Annotated in this window: 19 protein-coding genes and 1 tRNA gene; 7 read left to right on the forward strand and 13 right to left on the reverse strand. The window is 69.4% G+C overall.

The genetic code is table 11. The features are described from left to right. Positions 1–16: 16 nt before the first annotated feature. Together DYE23_RS18265 and DYE23_RS18270 are read right to left on the reverse strand one after the other, a co-directional pair. Entirely contained in the window at positions 17–865 is an 849-nt protein-coding gene (locus DYE23_RS18265; RefSeq protein ID WP_011893611.1) for a CbiQ family ECF transporter T component, read from the reverse strand. Continuing rightward, positions 862–2,910 (reverse strand): ABC transporter ATP-binding protein, encoded by a 2,049-nt coding sequence (locus DYE23_RS18270; protein ID WP_013471379.1) that lies wholly within the window; start codon positions 2,908–2,910, stop codon positions 862–864. The genes DYE23_RS18265 and DYE23_RS18270 overlap by 4 nt, the downstream gene beginning before the upstream one ends. Before the next feature lie 107 nt (positions 2,911–3,017). Between DYE23_RS18270 and DYE23_RS18275 the strand changes: the two genes are divergently transcribed. Both DYE23_RS18275 and DYE23_RS18280 read left to right on the forward strand, forming a co-directional pair. Further along, the gene (locus DYE23_RS18275) at positions 3,018–3,458 is read left to right on the forward strand and encodes a MarR family winged helix-turn-helix transcriptional regulator (protein WP_011893609.1); all 441 of its coding nucleotides are present in this window, start codon (positions 3,018–3,020) and stop codon (positions 3,456–3,458) included. Between the two features lie 48 nt (positions 3,459–3,506). Further along, positions 3,507–4,721: an MFS transporter gene (locus DYE23_RS18280; protein WP_115327841.1), complete on the forward strand. Its 1,215-nt coding sequence runs from the start codon at positions 3,507–3,509 to the stop codon at positions 4,719–4,721. A 3-nt stretch (positions 4,722–4,724) separates the two neighbouring features. Here DYE23_RS18280 and DYE23_RS18285 read toward each other — a convergent pair whose 3' ends face one another. Further along, positions 4,725–5,459 carry a VIT1/CCC1 transporter family protein gene (locus tag DYE23_RS18285; RefSeq protein WP_115329021.1) on the reverse strand — a complete coding sequence of 245 codons (735 nt, stop codon included), beginning with the start codon at positions 5,457–5,459 and terminating at the stop codon, positions 4,725–4,727. 101 nt (positions 5,460–5,560) lie between these two features. Between DYE23_RS18285 and DYE23_RS18290 the strand changes: the two genes are divergently transcribed. Beyond that, on the forward strand, positions 5,561–7,522 hold the full coding sequence (locus DYE23_RS18290) for an acyl-CoA dehydrogenase family protein (RefSeq protein WP_115327842.1): 1,962 nt from the start codon (positions 5,561–5,563) through the stop codon (positions 7,520–7,522). A 6-nt stretch (positions 7,523–7,528) separates the two neighbouring features. On the opposite strand, the gene DYE23_RS18295 is transcribed toward DYE23_RS18290, so the two are convergent. Together DYE23_RS18295 and DYE23_RS18300 are read right to left on the reverse strand one after the other, a co-directional pair. Next, positions 7,529–8,011, reverse strand: a complete 483-nt coding sequence (locus DYE23_RS18295; RefSeq protein ID WP_011893605.1) for an LppP/LprE family lipoprotein — start codon at positions 8,009–8,011, stop codon at positions 7,529–7,531. A 47-nt stretch (positions 8,012–8,058) separates the two neighbouring features. After that, positions 8,059–8,134 (reverse strand) — tRNA-Asn (locus DYE23_RS18300). 172 nt (positions 8,135–8,306) lie between these two features. Between DYE23_RS18300 and DYE23_RS18305 the strand changes: the two genes are divergently transcribed. Continuing rightward, entirely contained in the window at positions 8,307–8,570 is a 264-nt protein-coding gene (locus tag DYE23_RS18305; protein WP_011893604.1) for a hypothetical protein, read from the forward strand. Here DYE23_RS18305 and DYE23_RS18310 read toward each other — a convergent pair. Genes DYE23_RS18310 through DYE23_RS18320 form a run of 3 tightly spaced genes read right to left on the reverse strand, consistent with a single transcriptional unit; the run spans position 8,567 to position 12,132 of the window. Then, on the reverse strand, positions 8,567–8,890 hold the full coding sequence (locus DYE23_RS18310; RefSeq protein WP_011893603.1) for a DUF7155 family protein: 324 nt from the start codon (positions 8,888–8,890) through the stop codon (positions 8,567–8,569). The genes DYE23_RS18305 and DYE23_RS18310 overlap by 4 nt on opposite strands. 22 nt (positions 8,891–8,912) lie before the next feature. Continuing rightward, positions 8,913–10,856, reverse strand: a complete 1,944-nt coding sequence (gene dnaG / locus DYE23_RS18315; RefSeq protein WP_115327843.1) for a DNA primase — start codon at positions 10,854–10,856, stop codon at positions 8,913–8,915. Between the two features lie 4 nt (positions 10,857–10,860). After that, the gene (locus DYE23_RS18320) at positions 10,861–12,132 is read right to left on the reverse strand and encodes a deoxyguanosinetriphosphate triphosphohydrolase (protein WP_115327844.1); all 1,272 of its coding nucleotides are present in this window, start codon (positions 12,130–12,132) and stop codon (positions 10,861–10,863) included. A gap of 72 nt (positions 12,133–12,204) precedes the next feature. On the opposite strand from DYE23_RS18320, the gene DYE23_RS18325 reads away from it, so the two are divergent. After that, complete coding sequence (locus tag DYE23_RS18325; protein ID WP_115327845.1) at positions 12,205–14,187, forward strand: TPM domain-containing protein; 1,983 nt, start codon at positions 12,205–12,207, stop codon at positions 14,185–14,187. Positions 14,188–14,216: 29 nt separating this feature from the next. Here the strand turns inward: DYE23_RS18325 and DYE23_RS18330 are convergent, their stop codons facing one another. Beyond that, positions 14,217–15,620, reverse strand: coding sequence for a glycine--tRNA ligase (locus tag DYE23_RS18330; protein ID WP_115327846.1), 1,404 nt, complete (start codon positions 15,618–15,620; stop codon positions 14,217–14,219). Between the two features lie 85 nt (positions 15,621–15,705). Between DYE23_RS18330 and DYE23_RS18335 the strand changes: the two genes are divergently transcribed. Together DYE23_RS18335 and DYE23_RS18340 are read left to right on the forward strand one after the other, a co-directional pair. Further along, complete coding sequence (locus DYE23_RS18335; protein ID WP_099961564.1) at positions 15,706–16,080, forward strand: ArsR/SmtB family transcription factor; 375 nt, start codon at positions 15,706–15,708, stop codon at positions 16,078–16,080. Further along, a complete protein-coding gene (locus tag DYE23_RS18340; RefSeq protein WP_011893597.1) occupies positions 16,077–16,481 on the forward strand; it encodes a Fur family transcriptional regulator in 405 nt (134 codons plus the stop codon). Before DYE23_RS18335 ends, DYE23_RS18340 begins: the two co-directional genes overlap by 4 nt. On the opposite strand, the gene DYE23_RS18345 is transcribed toward DYE23_RS18340, so the two are convergent. Genes DYE23_RS18345 through recO form a run of 4 tightly spaced genes read right to left on the reverse strand, consistent with a single transcriptional unit; the run spans position 16,478 to position 18,744 of the window. After that, positions 16,478–16,669, reverse strand: coding sequence for a hypothetical protein (locus DYE23_RS18345; protein ID WP_011893596.1), 192 nt, complete (start codon positions 16,667–16,669; stop codon positions 16,478–16,480). The genes DYE23_RS18340 and DYE23_RS18345 overlap by 4 nt on opposite strands. A gap of 1 nt (position 16,670) precedes the next feature. Then, positions 16,671–17,087, reverse strand: coding sequence for a hypothetical protein (locus DYE23_RS18350; protein ID WP_011893595.1), 417 nt, complete (start codon positions 17,085–17,087; stop codon positions 16,671–16,673). 6 nt (positions 17,088–17,093) lie between these two features. Further along, positions 17,094–17,972 (reverse strand): decaprenyl diphosphate synthase, encoded by an 879-nt coding sequence (locus DYE23_RS18355; protein ID WP_013471375.1) that lies wholly within the window; start codon positions 17,970–17,972, stop codon positions 17,094–17,096. Continuing rightward, positions 17,923–18,744 carry a DNA repair protein RecO gene (gene recO, locus DYE23_RS18360; RefSeq protein ID WP_011893593.1) on the reverse strand — a complete coding sequence of 274 codons (822 nt, stop codon included), beginning with the start codon at positions 18,742–18,744 and terminating at the stop codon, positions 17,923–17,925. Before recO ends, DYE23_RS18355 begins: the two co-directional genes overlap by 50 nt. Positions 18,745–18,767: the final 23 nt, after the last annotated feature.

Consider the following 18,767-nt stretch of genomic DNA (forward strand, 5'->3'; position numbering starts at 1 on the left):
GCCTTCACACCGTAGATCAGCGCTGGGTACCGCTCGTGCCCAGGATGGTCAGCTCCAAGGCCAGCGCGACGCCGCAGACGGCGAGCACGACGGCGAAGGCGATCCAGTCCCGTCGTTTCGGTCCGGACGGAACGGCCGAGATCTGCCCTGCGCCACCGCGTGCGGTGATCGCGTCGCCCATCTCGTCGGCCCGGCGCAGCGCCACGGTGACGGCCGCGGCGAGCATATCGATGACCTCCGACGCCCACTGCCGGACCCTGGCTCGGCGGCGCGCGTCGACGTCTCCGGGACGGAGCCTGCGCGCCGCGTAGAGGACGCTGAACTCGTCGATCAGCATCGGAAACGCCCTCAGCGCCAACGCGATCGTGACCGCCCACTCGTCAACGGGTATCCGCAGTGGCCGCAACGGCCGGCCGAGTTTGGCGACCGCGGGCGCGACCTCGGCGACGTTGGTGGTCCAGGAGACCATCGCGCCGAGGCCCAGCAGCACGATGGACAGCGCGGTGATGCGCAGGAAGTTCAACAACCCACCGAGCCCGACGGTCATCGACCCGACGCTGAATTCCGGCGTGCCGCCGGCGAATGTCGCGGTGACCGCGCCCAGCAGCAGGAGGAACCACAGCCAGCCCGGGATCGACGGCAGTACTCCCCGCGGGATGCGGGCGATCCTCGCCGCGATGACGACCAGCAGCGCCACCGCAGCGATCGGCACCCACCCGGGGTAGAACGTCAACAGCACACCGATCGCGGCGACGATGATCAGCTTCGACCCCGCCCACAGATCGTGCATCGGGGTGCGGCCCGGCACCGGACGCAGCAGCACGACCTGCCTGCGCGGTTTGCGCGGCGTCCCGGCGGCGGTCATGACCGGCCTCCTGCCGTGGTCGGCTCCGTGGCGAGGACGCCGTCGGCGAGATGCAGCGTGCGCGGGCACAGGTTCTCCAGCCCCGCGAAGTCGTGGGAGATCACGACGACGGTCAGCCGTTTGCGCCGGCGGAGATCCACGAGGAGGTGCAGCAGCCCGCGCTGGGACGCGGCGTCCAGGCCGGCCAGCGGTTCGTCGAGGATCAGCGCACGCGGCGACCGCGCGAGCAGACCGGCCAGCACCACGCGCCGCATCTGCCCACCGCTGAGCTGGTCGATGCGGCGGTCGGCGAGTGCGGGGTCCAGGCCGACGGTGCCCAGCGCCGTGATGACCCGGTCCCGGTCACGCACCGAGAATCCGGCGGCAGATGCGATTTCGTGGGCCACGTGGCTGCGCATCAGTTGCAGCCGGGCGGCCTGGAAGGAGATCGCGACGGCGCCGACCTGATCGGAGACCGGTTTGCCGTCGAGTAGGCACGACCCCACGGTGGGCACCGCGAGCCCGGCCATGATCCACGCCAGCGTGGACTTGCCCGACCCGTTGAGGCCGTGGATCAGCACGCCGTCGCCCTCGTGCACGGTGAAGTCGATGCCGCTCAACGCCGTCTTCGCCCACGGGGTTCCGCTGCCGTACTCGTGGCCGACGTCGCGGAGCTCGAGCACGGGCACGCCGCGGGGAGGTCCGGACTCCTCGGACGCCGACGGCGCGTCGGCGGTCTCGACCATCTCCATGTTGTCGGAGTCCGCGCCGTTGCCGGCCAGTGTCACGGTGCGGTCGGCCGCGTCGGCCTCGTCGTTGTAGTGCGTGATGTGCACGAGCGCGGTGCGGTGCCGCCGGGTCAGCCCGGACAGCACTGACATCAGGTCCTCGCGGCCGTCCTGGTCCACCATGCTGGTGACCTCGTCGGCGACGAGCAACGACGGCTCGCGTGCCAGCGCCGCGGCGACCGCGAGGCGCTGCAGTTCGCCGCCGGACAGGCCGCCGGTGTCGCGTTCTGCGAGACCGTCGAGGCCGACCTCCCCGAGGAGCCTGTCCACATCGACGGCGGTGCCCGGCGGCAGACCCCAGACGAGATCGTCGGCGACCCGGGTGCCGAGCACCTGGCTCTCGGGATGCTGCATGACCACCGCGGTGCCGCCGATCCTGCCCAGCCCCACCGCGCCGGGACGCTCGACCGTGCCGCCGGTGGGTTCACGTCCGGACAGCACCAGCATCAGCGTCGTCTTGCCCGATCCGTTGGCGCCGGTGACCGCGACATGCTCGCCGGGTTGCACCGCGAGCGACACCGGGCCGAGCGCGTCGTGGTCGGTGCCCGGATAGCGGAAGCGGACGTCGGTGAGTGTCAGTGGGGTGGGCGCGATCTCGCCGGTGTCAGCCGAGGCTTCCAGCTTGTGGACGTCGGGCACGCCGGCGAGCCGCTTGAGCACGCGCGAGAGCGCCCACCAGCCGACCAGGCTGACGAACGTGATGCTGACGACGCCGGAGGCGAAGAACAGGAACGGCCAGTAGTGCAGCATGGTCGCGAAATCCCGGGTGAGCCGCTCGCCGACGGGGGCCAGACCCGGCACGCGCTCCAGCACCGCGGCGGTGCCGGCGATGTTGGCCGTCACGGAGTCGAAGATCAGGTTGCGCAGCCGGCTGAGCACGCCCAGCGCGGCGACGATCACGATTCCGAACAGCGCGCCCGCCACCAGCGCGCACACGAACACCGTCGGCGTTCCGCGTCCGCGCCGCTTCACGATCCCGGTCAGCCCGCCGATGTAGGCGCAGTTGATCACCGTCATCAGACCGCCCATGCCGGCGATCAGGAAGGCGACCAGGCCACCGGCCACGGTCGCGGCGAGCAGCACGCGCATCCGGTGGCGATAGGCCAGCAGACCCATAGGCACCGTGCCCACCAGCGACAGACCTGCGGCGAACGGGACGACGACGGCGATGATCGCGATGGCCGCGCACAGCGCCGCCATCACGGCTGCCTGCGCGAGTTCGACGGGCTGAAGTCGGCCGGTCCGTCGAGTGTCGCTCTCCGAACGGCCCGAGGTCATCTCACGATTCTGCCAGTCGCCTGAGAATTGGCCCGCCCGCCCGGCCTCCGGCGGACTCGCCGGGCGCGCGGCTGGGGACATATAGCAAAGCTATGTAACATCGGTTCATGTCGTCGACGCTCGGATCGGATCTGCTCTCGGTGGTGGCACGCATCAACCGCCTCGCCAATCAGCGGGTGCGGATGCCCGTCCCGTTCGCCCAGGCGCGCCTGCTGTCCACCATCGAGGACCGAGGCGAGGCGCGCATCTCCGACCTCGCCGCGCTCGATCACTGCTCGCAACCGACGATGACGACCCAGGTCCGTCGCCTGGAGGACGCCGGCCTGGTCGCCCGCACCGCCGACCCGAACGATGCGCGCGCCGTGCTGATCCGCATCACCCCGGCCGGCGTCTCGGCGTTGCGCCAGGCGCGGGCGGATCGCGGCGCGGCCGTCGACCCCTACCTCGAGCGGCTCGACGACACCGACCGCGCGACGCTCACACAGGCCGTGGACATCATGCGGCGACTCGTTGAGGACGCGACCTCCCCCAGCGCCGTGCCGCGCTGATCCGCTCGCAGTTTGGGATCATCCATAGGGTCTCTATATAGTTCTCCTATGCTTCGCTCTCAACCGAAGGCCGTCTGGGCCGTGGCTTTCGCGTCCGTCGTCGCATTCATGGGCATCGGGCTCGTCGACCCGATCCTCAAACCGATCGCCGACAACCTCGACGCGTCGCCGTCTCAGGTCTCGCTGCTGTTCACCAGCTACATGGCGGTGATGGGCGTCGCGATGCTGATCACCGGTGTCGTGTCGAGCCGGATCGGCCCCAAGCGGACCCTGCTGCTCGGTCTGGTGATCATCATCGCGGGCGCCGGTCTGGCCGGGACGAGCGATTCGGTGATGGGCATCGTCGGCTGGCGCGCACTGTGGGGTCTGGGCAACGCGCTGTTCATCGCGACCGCACTGGCCACCATCGTGAGCTCGGCGAAGGGTTCGGTGGCGCAGGCGATCATCCTCTACGAAGCCGCGCTCGGCGTCGGCATCGCGGTGGGTCCGCTCGTCGGCGGCGTACTCGGCTCCGTCTCGTGGCGTGGACCGTTCTTCGGCGTCTCCGTGCTCATGGTCGTCGCGCTCGTGGTCACCGCGTTCCTGCTTCCCGCGACACCGCCCGCCGCCCGCGCCACCACGCTGGCCGATCCGTTCCGCGCCCTGCGCCACCGCGGCCTGTTCGGAGTCGGCGTCACCGCGCTGCTCTACAACTTCGGCTTCTTCACCCTGCTGGCGTTCACACCCTTCCCGCTCGACATGGGCGCACAGCAGATCGGCCTGATCTTCTTCGGATGGGGTGTCGCGCTGGCGGTGACGTCGGTGTTCGTCGCACCGCGGCTGCAACGACGGTTCGGCACCGTGCCGACGCTGCTGGTGAACCTGATCGCGATGTCGGCGACGCTCGCCGTGATGGCCGTCGGCGCCGACCACAAGGCCGTGCTGGCCGCCTGCGTCGTGGTGGCCGGACTCTGGATCGGCATCAACAACACCCTGATCACCGAAGCCGTGATGAAGGCCGCGCCGGTCGAGCGGGGGGTCGCGTCGGCGGCCTACAGCTTCATGCGGTTCGGCGGCGCCGCCGTGGCGCCGTGGCTGGCCGGGGTGCTCGGCGAGACGTTCAGCGTGCATGTGCCGTTCTGGGTCGGCGCGGGGGCCGTGCTACTCGCCGCCGGCGCGCTCGCGGCCACCCGAACCCACCTGCGCCACCTCGACGACGAGGAGACCGGTATCGACGAGCTCATCGACGAGGCGCGGGCCCTGACCGTGGGCAGCGACAGCTGAGGATCAGGTGACCGACACCCCGATCAGATACCCGACGAGATAGGTCAGTGCGATCGCGGCGCCGCCGAGCAGCAGTTGCCGCACCGCCGACCGGATCCGCGGACGTCGGGTGAAGCGGGCCGCGGCGGCGCCGGCGAGCAGCAGACCCACACCGCCGCAAGCCAATCCGGCCCACAACGATTCGTAGCCGAGCAGGTACGGGACCAACGGGATCACCGCGCCGATCGCAAACAGGAAGAACGACGACAGCGCCGCCACCCATGGCGAGGGCTTCTCGCGCGGATCCACCCCCAGCTCCTGCACCAGGTGGAAATTCATCGCCTTGGCCTCGTCGCGGTGGATTTCCTCGGTCGCCTTGGTCGCGGTCTCCGGGGTCATCCCCATGTCGGTGAGCATCGCCACCAGCTCGGCGCGTTCGGCCTGCGGATGGTTCTCGAACGACCGACGCTCCACGCGCACTTCGGATTCGATCTGCTCGTTGGCCGTCATCACCGACGTGTACTCCCCGAGCGCCATCGAGAACGCGCCCGCCAACAACCCGGCGACCCCGCTGATGACCACGGTGTGGGCGTCGGCCGACGCCGCGACACCCGCGATCAGCGCCGTGTTGCTGACCAGACCGTCCATCGCCCCGAAAGTCGCGGCGCGCAACCATCCTCCGGTCACGTCGGCGTGCGCGTGATCGGCGACGTGCGGCTTGCCGGTCGGCGAGAACGGACCCCCTGCGGACTGAGCCATCCGCTGATTGAACACCCACCCCGGCCGGCTCCGGAACCCAGGTTTACCTGGGTTTGCCACATCACAGTTTGCGCTCGCGCGCAGAGGGTTACCGTCGAGGCATGACCACTACTGCCGAGCACCTCCGGAACTCCCTGGACGGCCGCTTCCGGGATGTGAAGAACCGCGTGCGGCGGGAGCTCAGCGACGACGTCTTCCGGCCGCACTACACCCCCAACACCGTCATCGCCCGCACCAAAGTGGCCGAGCAGATGAAGATCATGGCCGCCCGCGGCGCCGCCGAGGACGGGTTCAAGAAGGAGCACGGCGGCAACGGAGACGTCGGCGCCGCCGTCACCCAGATCGAGATGCTCGCGATGAGCGACCTGTCACTGATGGTGAAGGCCGGCGTGCAGTGGGGTCTGTTCGGCGGAGCCATCGAGAATCTCGGCACCGAGCGGCACCACGACGCCTACGTCAAGAAGCTCATCAACCTCGAGGTGCTGGGCTGCTTCGCGATGACCGAGACCGGCCACGGCAGCGACGTGCAGTCACTCGAGACGACGGCCACCTACGATCCGGCCACCCAGGAGTTCGTGATCGACTCCCCCACACCGTCCTCCCGGAAGGACTACATCGGCGGCGCCGCCGAGACCGCCCGCGTCGCAGCCGTTTTCGCACAGCTCATCACCCCCGACGGCGTGAAGCACGGCGTGCACTGCTTCGTCGTGCCGATCCGTGACGAGCAGGGCGAGGATCTGCCGGGCGTCACCACCTCGGACTGCCACTACAAGGGTGGTCTCCCCGGCGTCGACAACGGCCGCATCCAGTTCGACCAGGTGCGCATCCCGCGCGAGAACCTGCTCAACAAGTATGCCGACGTCGCCGAGGACGGCACGTACAGCTCACCGATCGAGAACCCCAACCGCCGCTTCTTCACGATGCTGGGCACCCTGATCCGCGGCCGGGTCACCGTCGGCGGCAGCGCCGGCGCCGCAGCACGCGTCGCCCTGGACATCGCCACCCGATATGCGTTGCAGCGCAGGCAGTTCGAAGACCCCGACGGCGGCGAGGTGCTGCTGATGGACTACCTCGTCCACCAGCGCCGGCTGTTCCCGCTGATCGCCCGGTCCTATGCGCTGCAGTACGCCCAGAACGAGCTGGTCGCCCGATGCCACGAACTGCAGACCGCCGACGATCCCGACCCCGAAGACCAGCGTGAACTCGAATCCCGCGCGGCCGGCCTCAAGGCCGCCAACACCTGGCATGCCACCCGCGCCATCCAGGAGGCCCGCGAAGCCTGCGGCGGCGCCGGATATCTGGCGGAGAACCGGCTGATCGCCCTGAAGGCCGACACCGACGTCTTCACCACCTTCGAAGGCGACAACCACGTGCTGTTCCAGTTGGTGGCCAAAGAACTGCTGACCGCCTACGCCGACGACATCAAGGGCATGAGCCCGGTCGACTGGGTGCGCTTCGCGGCCAACTTCGCCGGCGAGCGCGTACTCAAACGCACTGCGGCGCAGACGATCATGCAGACCATCCTGGACACCCGCGAGGACAACGAGGAAGAGGGCAGTCTGTTCAACCGCGGCACCCAGGTGCAGATGTTCGAGGACCGCGAACAGTACATGCTCTCGTCGGTGGCCCGCCGCATCCAGAGCAAGTCCAAGGAGATGGGCGCGTTCGACGCGTTCAACTCGGTGCAGGACCACGTGCTGCACACCGCCCAGGCCCACATCGACCGGATCATCCTGGAGGCGTTCGTCGCCGGCATCGACTCCTGCCAGGACAGGCAGGCCCGCGAGATCCTGGGCATGGTGTGCGACCTGTACGCGCTGTCGGTGATCGAAGAGGACAAGGCGTGGTTCGTCGAACACCGCTTCCTGTCCACCGAGCGGGCCAAAGCCGTCACCCGCGGCATCAACGACCGCTGCCGGCGGCTGCGGCCCTACGCCGAACTGCTCGTCGACGGCTTCGGGATTCCCGAGAACCTGCGCTACGCGGAGATGCTGCACCCCGAGAACATCCCCGACGCCGACGAACACACCAGCCAGGACGCCACCAGCGCGGGCGTCATCTGACGCCGGTCACTCGTTCGGGATCGGGTCCAGGACGGTCAACCGGCCGTCCTCCAGGGTGACCCGGGCGGTGCCGATGCCCGTCGGGCAGCACGGCTCGTCCCCGCCCTGACGCCACTGGTACTGCACGACGGCGTCGCGCTCTCCCTGCGCGGTGACGGTGATGTAGGGCCGCGGGTCCATGGTCGGTGAGCCGACGGGTGCGCCGTCGTCGAAGAACAGCACCTGCTGCGGACTGTCGGGCTGGTCGCCGGAGGAGACGACGACCCATTGCAGACGGCAGTCGGCCGCACTGCCCCTCGCGGTCTCGCGCCAGGCTCCCGCCGGCAGCAGCGCGTACTCGGACTCGACGGCCTGCTCGGTCGGGCCCGGGCCGCACTCGGCAGCGGTGCTCGTCGGGGCCGGTGCGGGCGGACTCCATCCGCACGCGGAGACCGCGAGCATCACGAGGGTCAGCGCGACGTATCCGTGGCGAGCGCGCGAGATCGGCATGGAGCCAGGATAGGGACGAAACCCGTTGCCCGACAGCCGGAAAAAGATGGCTCCCCCGCCTGGACTCGAACCAGGAACCCTTCGGTTAACAGCCGAATGCTCTGCCAATTGAGCTACAGGGGATTGCCCTCCCGCGGCGGTGTGCCGCGGGCCAGAGAGCACTCTAGCCTACGTCGGCGCGCGCGTGCCAATGCGTCGCCGGGTGAGCCGCCCCACCCGACTGTGAGGCAGGATGGACACGTCGGCGAGCCGACACATGGACACACAAGCACGGACAAGACACTGGAGGGCCTCTGTGATCGGGTATGTCGCCGCAGCTGCTGTCGGCTACGTGCTGGGAACGAAGGCCGGCAGGCGGCGTTTCGAGCAGATCTCGGGCACCTACCGCGCCGTCACCGAAAGTCCGGCCGCCAAGGCGGTGCTCGACGCCGGGCGACGCAAGATCGCCGAGCGGGTGTCCCCCGACCCGGCGATGGTGAAGCTGACACGCATCGACTCCGGCACCGAGGTTCTCGAGCCGGAGCCGATCGTGAAGAAAGAGTCCCGGGAAGGCCGCTAGCCGATGGGCTGGGAGATCGTGGTGCCCGGCAGCAGCGGTGCGGTGTTGATGTACATGCCGCCGCCGCCGAGCCCGATCTGCGGGGTGCCGATGGTCGCGCCGGAGCCGTTCGAGTACGACAGGCAGTGACCGTCGGCCTGGTTTCCGAACCATGCCAGGCAGCGCGGCGCCGCGATGGTCTCCCCGGCGGTGTCGGCGGTCGTCAGGGATGCGTAGAGCGGAAAAGCGACGGCAGCGGCCGCGAAAGCCCCCGCGATCACGCGTGACGTGTTGACCTTCACCGAAAGCTCACCTTCTCCCCGACGGATTGCAGCAGGCATAACCATAACCCGCCTATCGCTCTCATGCAGTCAGGTCGTTACCGCTGGCCTGCTCCAGCAGGCTGCGGCGGTAGGCCTCCATCGCCACCAGGTCGCCGAACAGGGCGTGGTACTCGTCCCCCTGCTCCACAGGTGACATGCGCTGGAGTTTCGACTTGACCTCGGCGATCTGCCTGCCGATCCACACCTCCTGCAGGCGCGCCAGCACCCCGCCGATGTAGCGCGGCAGCCGCTCGTCGTCGGCGTTGATCGCCTCGACGCTGAGTTCGTTGACCAGGCCGGCCGCGGGCGCCGAACCCGCCTGATCGCGCACCACCTCGATCCACTGCGCCCCGCTGAGTCCCGCCGAGGTGCCGCCGGCGGCGCCGATCGCCGCGCGGACCGCCGCATAGCCGGGATGGGTGAAGCTCTCCGCGGTCAACGAGTCGAACACCGGGCCGGCCAGCGCGGGGAACTGCAGCGCGGACTTCAGCGCCTCCCGCTGCGGCCACAGCGTGGGGTCGGCCGGATCGGGCCGGGCGTCTGCCGGTGCAGGCCCCGCGGCGCCGCGTTGCGCAGGGGACGACTCCGCGCCCCGACGGCGCGACCGCTCGGGCATCCCGCGCTTGGCGGCCTCTTCCCGGACGCGGTTGAGGACCTGGCTCTCGTCGCTCCAGCCGGTCCAGCCCGCCAGCCGTCGTGCGTACTCGTCGCGCAGCGCGTAATCCCTGATCCGCGACACCAGCGGCACGCACTGCCGCAACGCGTCGACCTTGGCCTGCGGGTCGTTGTCGAGGGCGTCCCCGGACGGGATCAGGCTGCGCACCGCGAACTCGAACATCGGGATCCGCCGTGCCACCAGGTCGCGCAGTGCCCCGTCGCCGGACCGCAACCGCAGGTCGCACGGGTCCATGCCGTCGGCGGCGATCGCGACGAACGACTTACCCGCCACCTGCTGGTCGCCGTCGAACGCCTTGAGCGCCGCTGCCTGCCCCGCGGCGTCGCCGTCGAACACGAAGATCAGCTCACCGCGGTACCAGTTGTCGTCCATCATCAGCCGGCGCAGCAACGCCAGGTGACTGTCACCGAACGCGGTGCCGCAGGACGCGACGGCCGTCGTCTCCCCGGCCAGGTGCATGGCCATCACATCGGTGTAGCCCTCGACGACCACCGCCCGGTGCGCCTTCGCGATGTCCCGCTTGGCCAGGTCGAGGCCGAACAGCACCGACGACTTCTTGTACAGCACGGTCTCGGGGGTGTTGACGTACTTGGCTTCCATCGGGTCGTCGTCGAAGATGCGCCGGGCGCCGAACCCGATGACCTCTCCGCCGCTGGCGCGGATCGGCCACAGCAGCCGGCGGTGGAAGCGGTCCATCGGGCCGCGCCGGCCTTCCCTCGACAGCCCGGCCGCCTCGAGTTCCTTGAATTCAAAGCCTTTGCGCAGCAGGTGTTTCGTCAGGGTCTCCCACCCCGACGGGGCGAAACCGCAACCGAATCGGGCCGCCGCGGCGGCGTCGAAGTTGCGTTCGAGCAGGTACTGCCGCGCGGGCGCGGCCTCCTCACTCTGCAACTGCTCGGCGTAGAACTCCTGCGCGGCGGCGTTCGCGGCGAGCAGCCTGCTGCGACTGCCCCGGTCACGCTGGACGTTGGTGGTGGACCCGCCGGTGTAGGTGACGGTGTAACCGACCCGGTCGGCGAGCAGTTCGACGGCCTCCACGAAGCTGACGTGTTCGATCTTCTGCAGGAATGCGTAGACGTCGCCGCCCTCACCGCAGCCGAAGCAGTGGAAGTGACCGTGATTGGGCCGAACATGGAACGACGGGGACTTCTCGTCGTGGAACGGGCACAGCCCCTTCATCGAATCCGCGCCCGCCCGGCGCAGCTGCACGTAGTCGCCGACGACGTCCTCGATGTTGACGCGTTCGCGGATGGCGGCGATGTCCCGATCGGGGATTCTGCCCCGCCCACGAGTCGCTTCGGCCGCCACGCGGTCAGTCTAGAGGCCGGGGTGAGCGCGCCTCGTGCACTCGTTCGAGTCTGCTCTCGGTGTAGGACGCGATCTGGTCGATGACGACCCGCAGCCGCGCACCGTCGTCGGGGGCCTGCGCGAACTCTGCCGCGAACTGGGGGTCCAGGCTGCCGGGCGCCTGACCCCACAGCGCCAGCGCCACCTCATGGATCCGGTGGCGCTGATCGGCCTGGATCTCCAGATGCCGGTGATCGGACATGATGAACTCCAGCGCGAGGGTCTTGAGCAACACCACCTCGGCGCGCACCAGGCTGGGGACGGTCAGCTCCGCGTCGAACCGTCGCAACGGTCCCGGTCCCGCGACGTCGCGGGTGGCGCTCAGCGCGGCGTTGGCGAACCGCCCGACCAGCTCGCTGGTCAACGTCTTGAGGGCCACCGACGCCGACAGGGTGCCGTCGAACTTGCCGACCGCCGCCACCACGGGCACCTGGGACAGCCGCGCGGCGGCCTCGACGAGATCGTCGGGGGTCAGCGACGGGAACGACCGGGCCCCCACCCGGGCGAGGGAGGCGGCCGCGTCGGAGTCGGCCAGCACCCTCAGGTCGATGCGGCCGGAGATCACCCCGTCCTCGACGTCGTGCACCGAGTACGCCACGTCGTCGGCCCAGTCCATCACCTGCGCCTCCAGGCACGGCCGCCCGGCGGGAGCGCCGTCACGCACCCACTGCGCCGCGGCCGCGTCGTCGCCGTAGAACCCGAACTTGCGCCGGCCCTCCTCCCGCGGCCACGGATACTTCGCCACCGCGTCCAGCGACGCCCGGGTCAGATTCAGCCCGGCGCTGCGTCCGTGGCCGTCGAGCACTTTGGGTTCCAGACGGGTCAGGATGCGGAAGTTCTGCGCGTTGCCCTCGAAACCGCCGAAACCCTTGATGATCTCGTCGAGCGCGCGTTCCCCGTTGTGGCCGTAGGGCGGATGCCCGATGTCGTGCGCCAGGCCCGCCAGATCGACGAGGTCCGGATCGCAGCCCAGGCCGATCGCCATCCCCCGCCCGATCTGGGCGACCTCGAGCGAATGCGTCAGCCGGGTGCGCGGCGTCTCGCCGTCGCGCGGGCCCACCACCTGGGTCTTGTCGGCGAGCCGTCGCAGCGCGGCACAGTGCAGCACCCGCGCGCGGTCGCGGGCGAAGTCCGAGCGACGCTCGGTGTCGGTCCCGGGCAGTCCGGCGCTCTTCGCCGGTTCGGCCACCAAGCGCTGGCGGTCGAACGCGTCGTAGCTGTCCTGTCGTGGCCTCACCGACGCACAGTCTGCCAGGGCCGATGTTCCCTTGAGCGCAGCCGTGTGGGTGCGCCGCACTAGATTGGCGTCATGCGCGTCGCCCGCTTGCTGCCCTTGCTGCTCGCCCTCCTGACGGTCGGACTTCTCGGCGCGCCGGCCGCGTCGGCCGAACCCCCGCTGCGGCTTCCCACCTACCTGACCGACCGCGCCGGTGCGCTCGACGCCGCCGGCGAGTCCGAGGTGCAGACCGCCATCGACCAGCTCTACAACGACAAGCGCATCCGGCTCTGGGTGGTGTACGTCGAGGACTTCTCGGGCCAGAGCGCCCAGACGTGGGCGCAGAACACCTTCACCCGCAGCGACCTGGGCGACCAGGACGTCATCCTGGCCGTCGCGACCGTCGACCGCGCCTACGCGCTGATCACCCCCCGGGGTGGTGCGGTGCGCGCCGACATCGACGAGGTCCGCACCCAACAGGTCGAACCCCGGCTGCGCGCCGGCGACTGGGCGGGCGCGGCGGTCGCCGCGGCCCAGGGCCTCACGGGCAGCGGCGGCGGATCGGTGAGCTGGTTCGGCGTGATCGTCGCGCTGGCGCTGATCGCGCTGGCGCTGACGATCCTCGTGCTGTGGCAGCGGCGCCGCCGCCGCAAGCGGCGCGAAGCGGAGTTCGCCGCGGCACAGCGGGTGGACCCGTCGGATCCCGAGGCGCTCGCCGCGGTCCCCCTCGATGCGCTCGACGATCTGTCCCGCAAGATCGTCGTCGACGTCGACAACGAAGTGCGCACCAGCGAGAGCGAACTGGCCCTCGCCGTCGAGGAGTTCGGCGAACAGGACACCGCGGCGTTCACCCGCGCGGTCGAAGGCGCCAAGACGACACTGGCCCAAGCCCTCAACGTGCGCCACATCCTCGACGACGCGGTGCCCGAGACCCCGATGCAGCGACGCGACCTGCTGACCCGCGTCATCGTCGCCGCCGCCAAGGCCGACCAGGAACTCGAAGCCCAGCGCGAGGCGTTCGCGGCGCTGCGCGATCTGGTGATCAACGCCCCCAGCCGCCTCGACACCCTCACCCAGCAGATGATCGACCTGACCACCCGGATCACCCCGGCAGAACAGACGCTGCAACAGTTGAAGTCCCAATTCGCCGAGAGTGCACTGGTTTCGGTGTCCGACAACATCGACGAGGCCCGCAGCCGGCTGGCGTACGCCGACCAGAGCATCACCACCGCGCGCACCCTGGTGTCCCGGCCCGCGCACCGGCAGGGCGGACTGGTCGACGCCATCCATTCCGCCGAAGCCGCACTCGGCCAGGCCCGCACACTGCTCGACGCCGTGGACAGCGCGTCGACCGACATCAACCGCGCGGTCACCGGCCTGCCCGCCGTCATCGCCGACATCCAGAACGGCATCAACTCCGCGGGCGCCCAGCTCGCCCAGGGCAGCGTCGCGGTGGCCACCGAGCTCAGTGACGCCAGAGACGCTGCGGTACAGGCGGTTGCGGAGGCGCAGAGCTCGGGCGAGACCGACCCGCTGGGGGCGTTCACGCGGCTGACCCAGGCCGACGCAGAACTGGACCGGCTCCTGGCCGAGGTCGCCGAGGAACGCGAAACCGCGGCGCGCCTGAGCCGTACCTTCGACCAGGCGCTGTTCAACGCGCAGTCGCGGGTGCGGGCGGTCTCGGACTACATCGACACCCGTCGCGGGGCCATCGGTCCCGAAGCGCGGACCCGGCTCGCCGAGGCCGTCCGGCAACTGCAGGCCGCGCGCGACAAGCAGGACACCAACCTCAACGAGGCCATCGCCCACGCCAACGGCGCCGCGATGCTCGCCGCCCAGGCACAATCACTGGCCAACTCGGATGTCACTGCCGCCCAACGGCATTTCAACGGACCGTACGGCGGTGGCGGCGGAGGCGGGCAGATGGGCGCGGTGATCGGCGGCATCCTCATCGGCAACGTGCTCTCGGGCGTGCTGCGCGGAGGCCTCGGCGGTGGCGGGTTCGGCGGCGGCTTCGGCGGCGGCGGAGGCTTCGGCGGGGGTGGAGGCTTCAGCGGCGGCGGCGGCCGCTTCTAATCTCCGCGAGCGTGCGTGTCCGCGGGGAGTTAGCAGCCCTTGAGGCGGACCGCGAGGTAGTTCGACACCTCCGAGATCGCGACGCGCTCCTGGCTCATCGCGTCACGCTCGCGGATCGTGACCGCGTGGTCTTCGAGCGAGTCGAAGTCGACGGTGATGCAGTACGGCGTACCGATCTCGTCCTGGCGGCGGTAGCGGCGCCCGATCGCACCGGCGTCGTCGAATTCGACGTTCCAGCTCTGGCGCAGCTCGGCAGCCAGATCGCGGGCCTTCGGCGACAGGTCGGCGTGCCGCGACAGCGGCAGCACCGCGGCCTTGACCGGCGCCAGGCGCGGATCCAGCCGCAGCACCGTGCGCTTGTCCACACCGCCCTTGGCGTTGGGGGCCTCGTCCTCGGTGTACGCGTCGACGAGGAACGCCATCAGCGACCGGGTCAGACCGGCCGCCGGCTCGATCACGTACGGCACGTACCGGGTGTCGGCGGCCTGGTCGTAGAACGACAGGTCGACACCGGAATGCTTTGAGTGCGTGGACAGATCGAAGTTGGTGCGGTTGGCGATCCCTTCGAGCTCACCCCACGGGTTACCGGTGAAGCCGAATTTGTACTCGATGTCGGTGGTGCCGTCGGAGTAGTGCGACAGCTTCTCCTTGGGATGTTCGTACAGACGCAGGTTGTCGCGCTCGATGCCGAGGTCGACGTACCACTGCAGGCGGGTCTCGATCCAGTACTTGTGCCATTCGGCCGCGGTGGACGGCTCGACGAAGAACTCCATCTCCATCTGCTCGAACTCGCGGGTGCGGAAGATGAAGTTGCCCGGGGTGATCTCGTTGCGGAAGCTCTTGCCGATCTGGCCGATGCCGAACGGCGGCTTCTTGCGCGCGGTGGTCACCACGTTGGCGAAGTTGACGAAGATGCCCTGCGCGGTCTCCGGGCGCAGGTAGTGCAGACCTTCCTCGGACTCGATCGGACCGAGGTAGGTCTTGAGCATCATGTTGAAGTCGCGCGGCTCGGTCCACTGCCCCTTGGTGCCGCAGTCCGGGCAGACGATGTCGCTCATCGGCACGTCGTCGGGACCGGCGAAGCCCTTCTTCTCCCCGCCCTTTTCGAAGAAGGCTTCCTGCATGTGGTCCTGCCGGTGGCGCTTGTGGCAGTTCAGGCATTCCACCAGCGGATCGTTGAAGACCTCGACGTGTCCGGAGGCCACCCACACCTGACGCGGCAGGATGATCGCGCTGTCCAGGCCCACGACGTCGTCGCGACTGGTGATGACGGACCGCCACCACTGCTTCTTGATGTTCTCCTTGAGCTCGACGCCCAACGGGCCGTAATCCCAGGCGGATTTCGTACCGCCGTAGATCTCGCCGGACTGGAAGACCAGCCCGCGGCGCTTGGCGAGGTTCGCAACGGTGTCGATGATCGAAGACGGAGCCACGGGATCACAGCGTAGCGAGGCGTTCACGGCGTTCGCGCGACATCCCCGATTGACATGCACGGGCGTGCATGTATCTTGGTTTCTAATGAAAACCGTTTCCAGTATGGCAGGGGCGCAGGACGCCCACAGCCACGGCCAGTCCCCGGCGGTCGAACTGCCCGAGCGCGCGGTGCTCGACACGGCCGGAGACCTGCTGCGCGCGCTGGCCGCACCGGTGCGGATCGCGATCGTGCTGCAACTGCGCGGGGACGCCCGCTGCGTGCACGAACTCGTCGACGCGCTCGACGTGCCCCAGCCACTGGTCAGTCAGCATCTGCGGATCCTGAAGGCGGCCGGCGTGGTGGAGGGTTCACGATCGGGCCGAGAAGTGTTGTACCGCTTGGTCGATCACCATCTCGCCGACATCGTGGTCGCAGCCGTCACGCACGCGGCCGAGGACACCGCCGGAGGTCCGGCATGACCGGCGCGGTGCGGTCCACGCGGCAGCGGGCGGCGATCTCGGCGCTGCTGGAGAACATCGACGACTTCCGGTCCGCCCAGGAGATCCACGACGAACTGCGCCGTCGCGGTGAGGGGATCGGCCTCACGACGGTGTACCGCACCCTGCAGCAGATGGCGACGACCGGCCAGGTCGACACCCTGCGCACCGACACCGGCGAATCGGTGTACCGGCGCTGTTCAGAGCACCACCACCATCATCTCGTCTGCCGCGTCTGCGGGTCCACGGTCGAGATCCAGGGCGGTCAGGTCGAGTCGTGGGCGGCCGAGGTCGCCCGTGAGCACGGCTTCACCGACGCCAGCCACCAAGTAGAGGTGTTCGGCGTCTGCGGGACCTGCGCCGCCGCCACTGAACGCGGCTAGCGCTGCCGGCCCCTGCGCCAGCCCGCGACGGCGATCAGCACGCCGGCGATCGCGATCAGCGGCCCGAGGACCGACCAGGTGGTGGTGCTGCTCATCGGGCTGCCCTGCACCGCACCGAATCCCTGCAGTGCGAACAGCAGGCCGAACAGGGCGGTCACGACGCCGACGACGATCAGTGCGATGCGCATGTCAACCGACCATAGCGTTGCGGACGTCGGTGCCGGTGGCGAGCACCATCAGCACCAGTGTGCGCAGCGCGTCGTCGGTCAGGCCGGCGGCGGGAAAGTTGTAGCGCAACAGGACGTCGCCGGTCTTCTTCGACTTCGCGGTCCCCTTGTGGGTCGTCCCGACCTTCTCGACCAGTGACACCGTGCCCAGCAGCGTGTCGTGGGCGTGCTTGGCGACCTGGGCGCGAATCCGGCTGTCCAGCGGCAGATCCCACGCGAGCACCTGGGTCAGCGACACCAGATCCAGACCCTCGGCGATGGTGACCACCCGCAGCGACGCGAACGTCTGCTCGTGCTGCACGGTCAGCGCGCCGTCGTCCTCGCGTGTCACGGGCAGAATCTCGGCGAGGACGACCGCCAGCCGTTCCGTCAGATCCATCGGGGCCTACGCACGACCGAAGCGGCGATTGCGGTGGACGTACTCCTCGCACGCCGCCCACAGGTCGCGGCGGTCGTAGTCGGGCCACAGTTTGTCCTGGAACACGTACTCGGCGTAGGCCGCCTGCCACAGCAGGAAGTTGCTCGCGCGCTGCTCCCCCGAGGTCCGGATGAACAGGTCGACGTCGGGGATGTCGGAGCGGTGCAGATGCTTGGCGAACTGCGCCTCGGTGATGCGGTTCGGCTTGATCTTGCCGTCGACGGCTTGCTGGGCGAGCTCGCGGGCCGCCTCGACGATCTCGGTGCGGCCCCCGTAGTTCACGCAGTAGTTGATCGTGATGACGTCGTTGTCGACGGTCATCTGCTCGGCGATGTCGAACTCCTTGATGACGCTGCTCCACATGCGCGGGCGCGATCCCACCCAGCGCATCCGGACGCCCATGTCGTTGAGGTTCTCGCGGCGCCGCCGCACCACCTCGCGGTTGAAGCCCATCAGGAACCGCACCTCCTCGGTGCTGCGTTTCCAGTTCTCGGTGGAGAACGCGTACACCGTGAGGTGCTTGATGCCGATCTCGATGGCTCCGCAGGTGATGTCGATGAGCACCGCCTCGCCCATCTTGTGCCCCTCGGTGCGCCCGAGGCCGCGCTGGGTGGCCCACCGGCCGTTGCCGTCCATGACCACGGCGACGTGCTGGGGCACCTGGTCGGCCGGGATCTGCGGCGCCGCCTCCTTCGAGGTGTGCTGCGGAGGACGGGCGAATTTACCGTTCGTACCTGCGGGAATCTCGGGGAAGACGACGGGCCAGGTCGATTTGTCCGGGAACGTCGGATAGTCGTCAGGCGCCGGAGGCAGCTGGGGGTAGCTGTTCTTCCGCTTGATTGCCATGCGCCATATCCTGCCTGATGTTCCTGGCAACCTCGGCCCGACCCGGCCGCTCGACCAGGGGCAGGGTTCGCAGCTGCCGTTCCAGGTGCCATTGCAGGTGCGCGGCGACCAGCCCGCTGGCCTGACTGCGGTGCGCCGGGGTGGAGATCTGCGCATGTTCCCAGTCGCCGTCGTAGAGCGCCGCCATCAGATCGAGGACACCCTGCGGCGGGGTGACCGAGCCGGACGGTCGGCAGTGCACGCAGACGCTGCCGCCCGCCGCGACGTGGAACGCGCGGTGCGGTCCGGGCGCGGCGCACCGCGCGCATTCGATCAGGGCCGGAGCCCAGCCGGCCACGCCCATCGCGCGCAGCAGATAGGCGTCCAGGACGAGTTCGCGGGGACGGGTGCCGTCGGCGACGGCGCGCAGGGCCGCGACGGTCAGCCGGTGCAGCGCGGGTACCGGAGCCCGCTCCTCCCCCGCGATCCGCTCCGCGGTCTCCAGCATCGCGCAGGCACACGTGTAGCGGCCGTAGTCGCTGACGATGTCGGAGGCGAACGCGTCGATGGCCTGCACCTGGGTGACGATGTCGAGGTTGCGGCCCGGATGGAGCTGAACGTCGATGTGCGCGAACGGTTCCAGCCGTGCACCGAACTTGCTGCGGGTGCGTCGCACGCCCTTGGCCACGGCACGCACCAGGCCGTGCTCGCGCGTGAGAAGGCTCACGATGCGATCGGCTTCACCGAGCTTGTGCTGGCGCAGCACGACCGCTCGGTCCCGGTACAGACGCATCGGTCCAGTCTCCCACTGCCGGG

This window comes from Mycolicibacterium gilvum (genome assembly GCF_900454025.1).
GTDB classification, from domain to species: domain Bacteria; phylum Actinomycetota; class Actinomycetes; order Mycobacteriales; family Mycobacteriaceae; genus Mycobacterium; species Mycobacterium gilvum.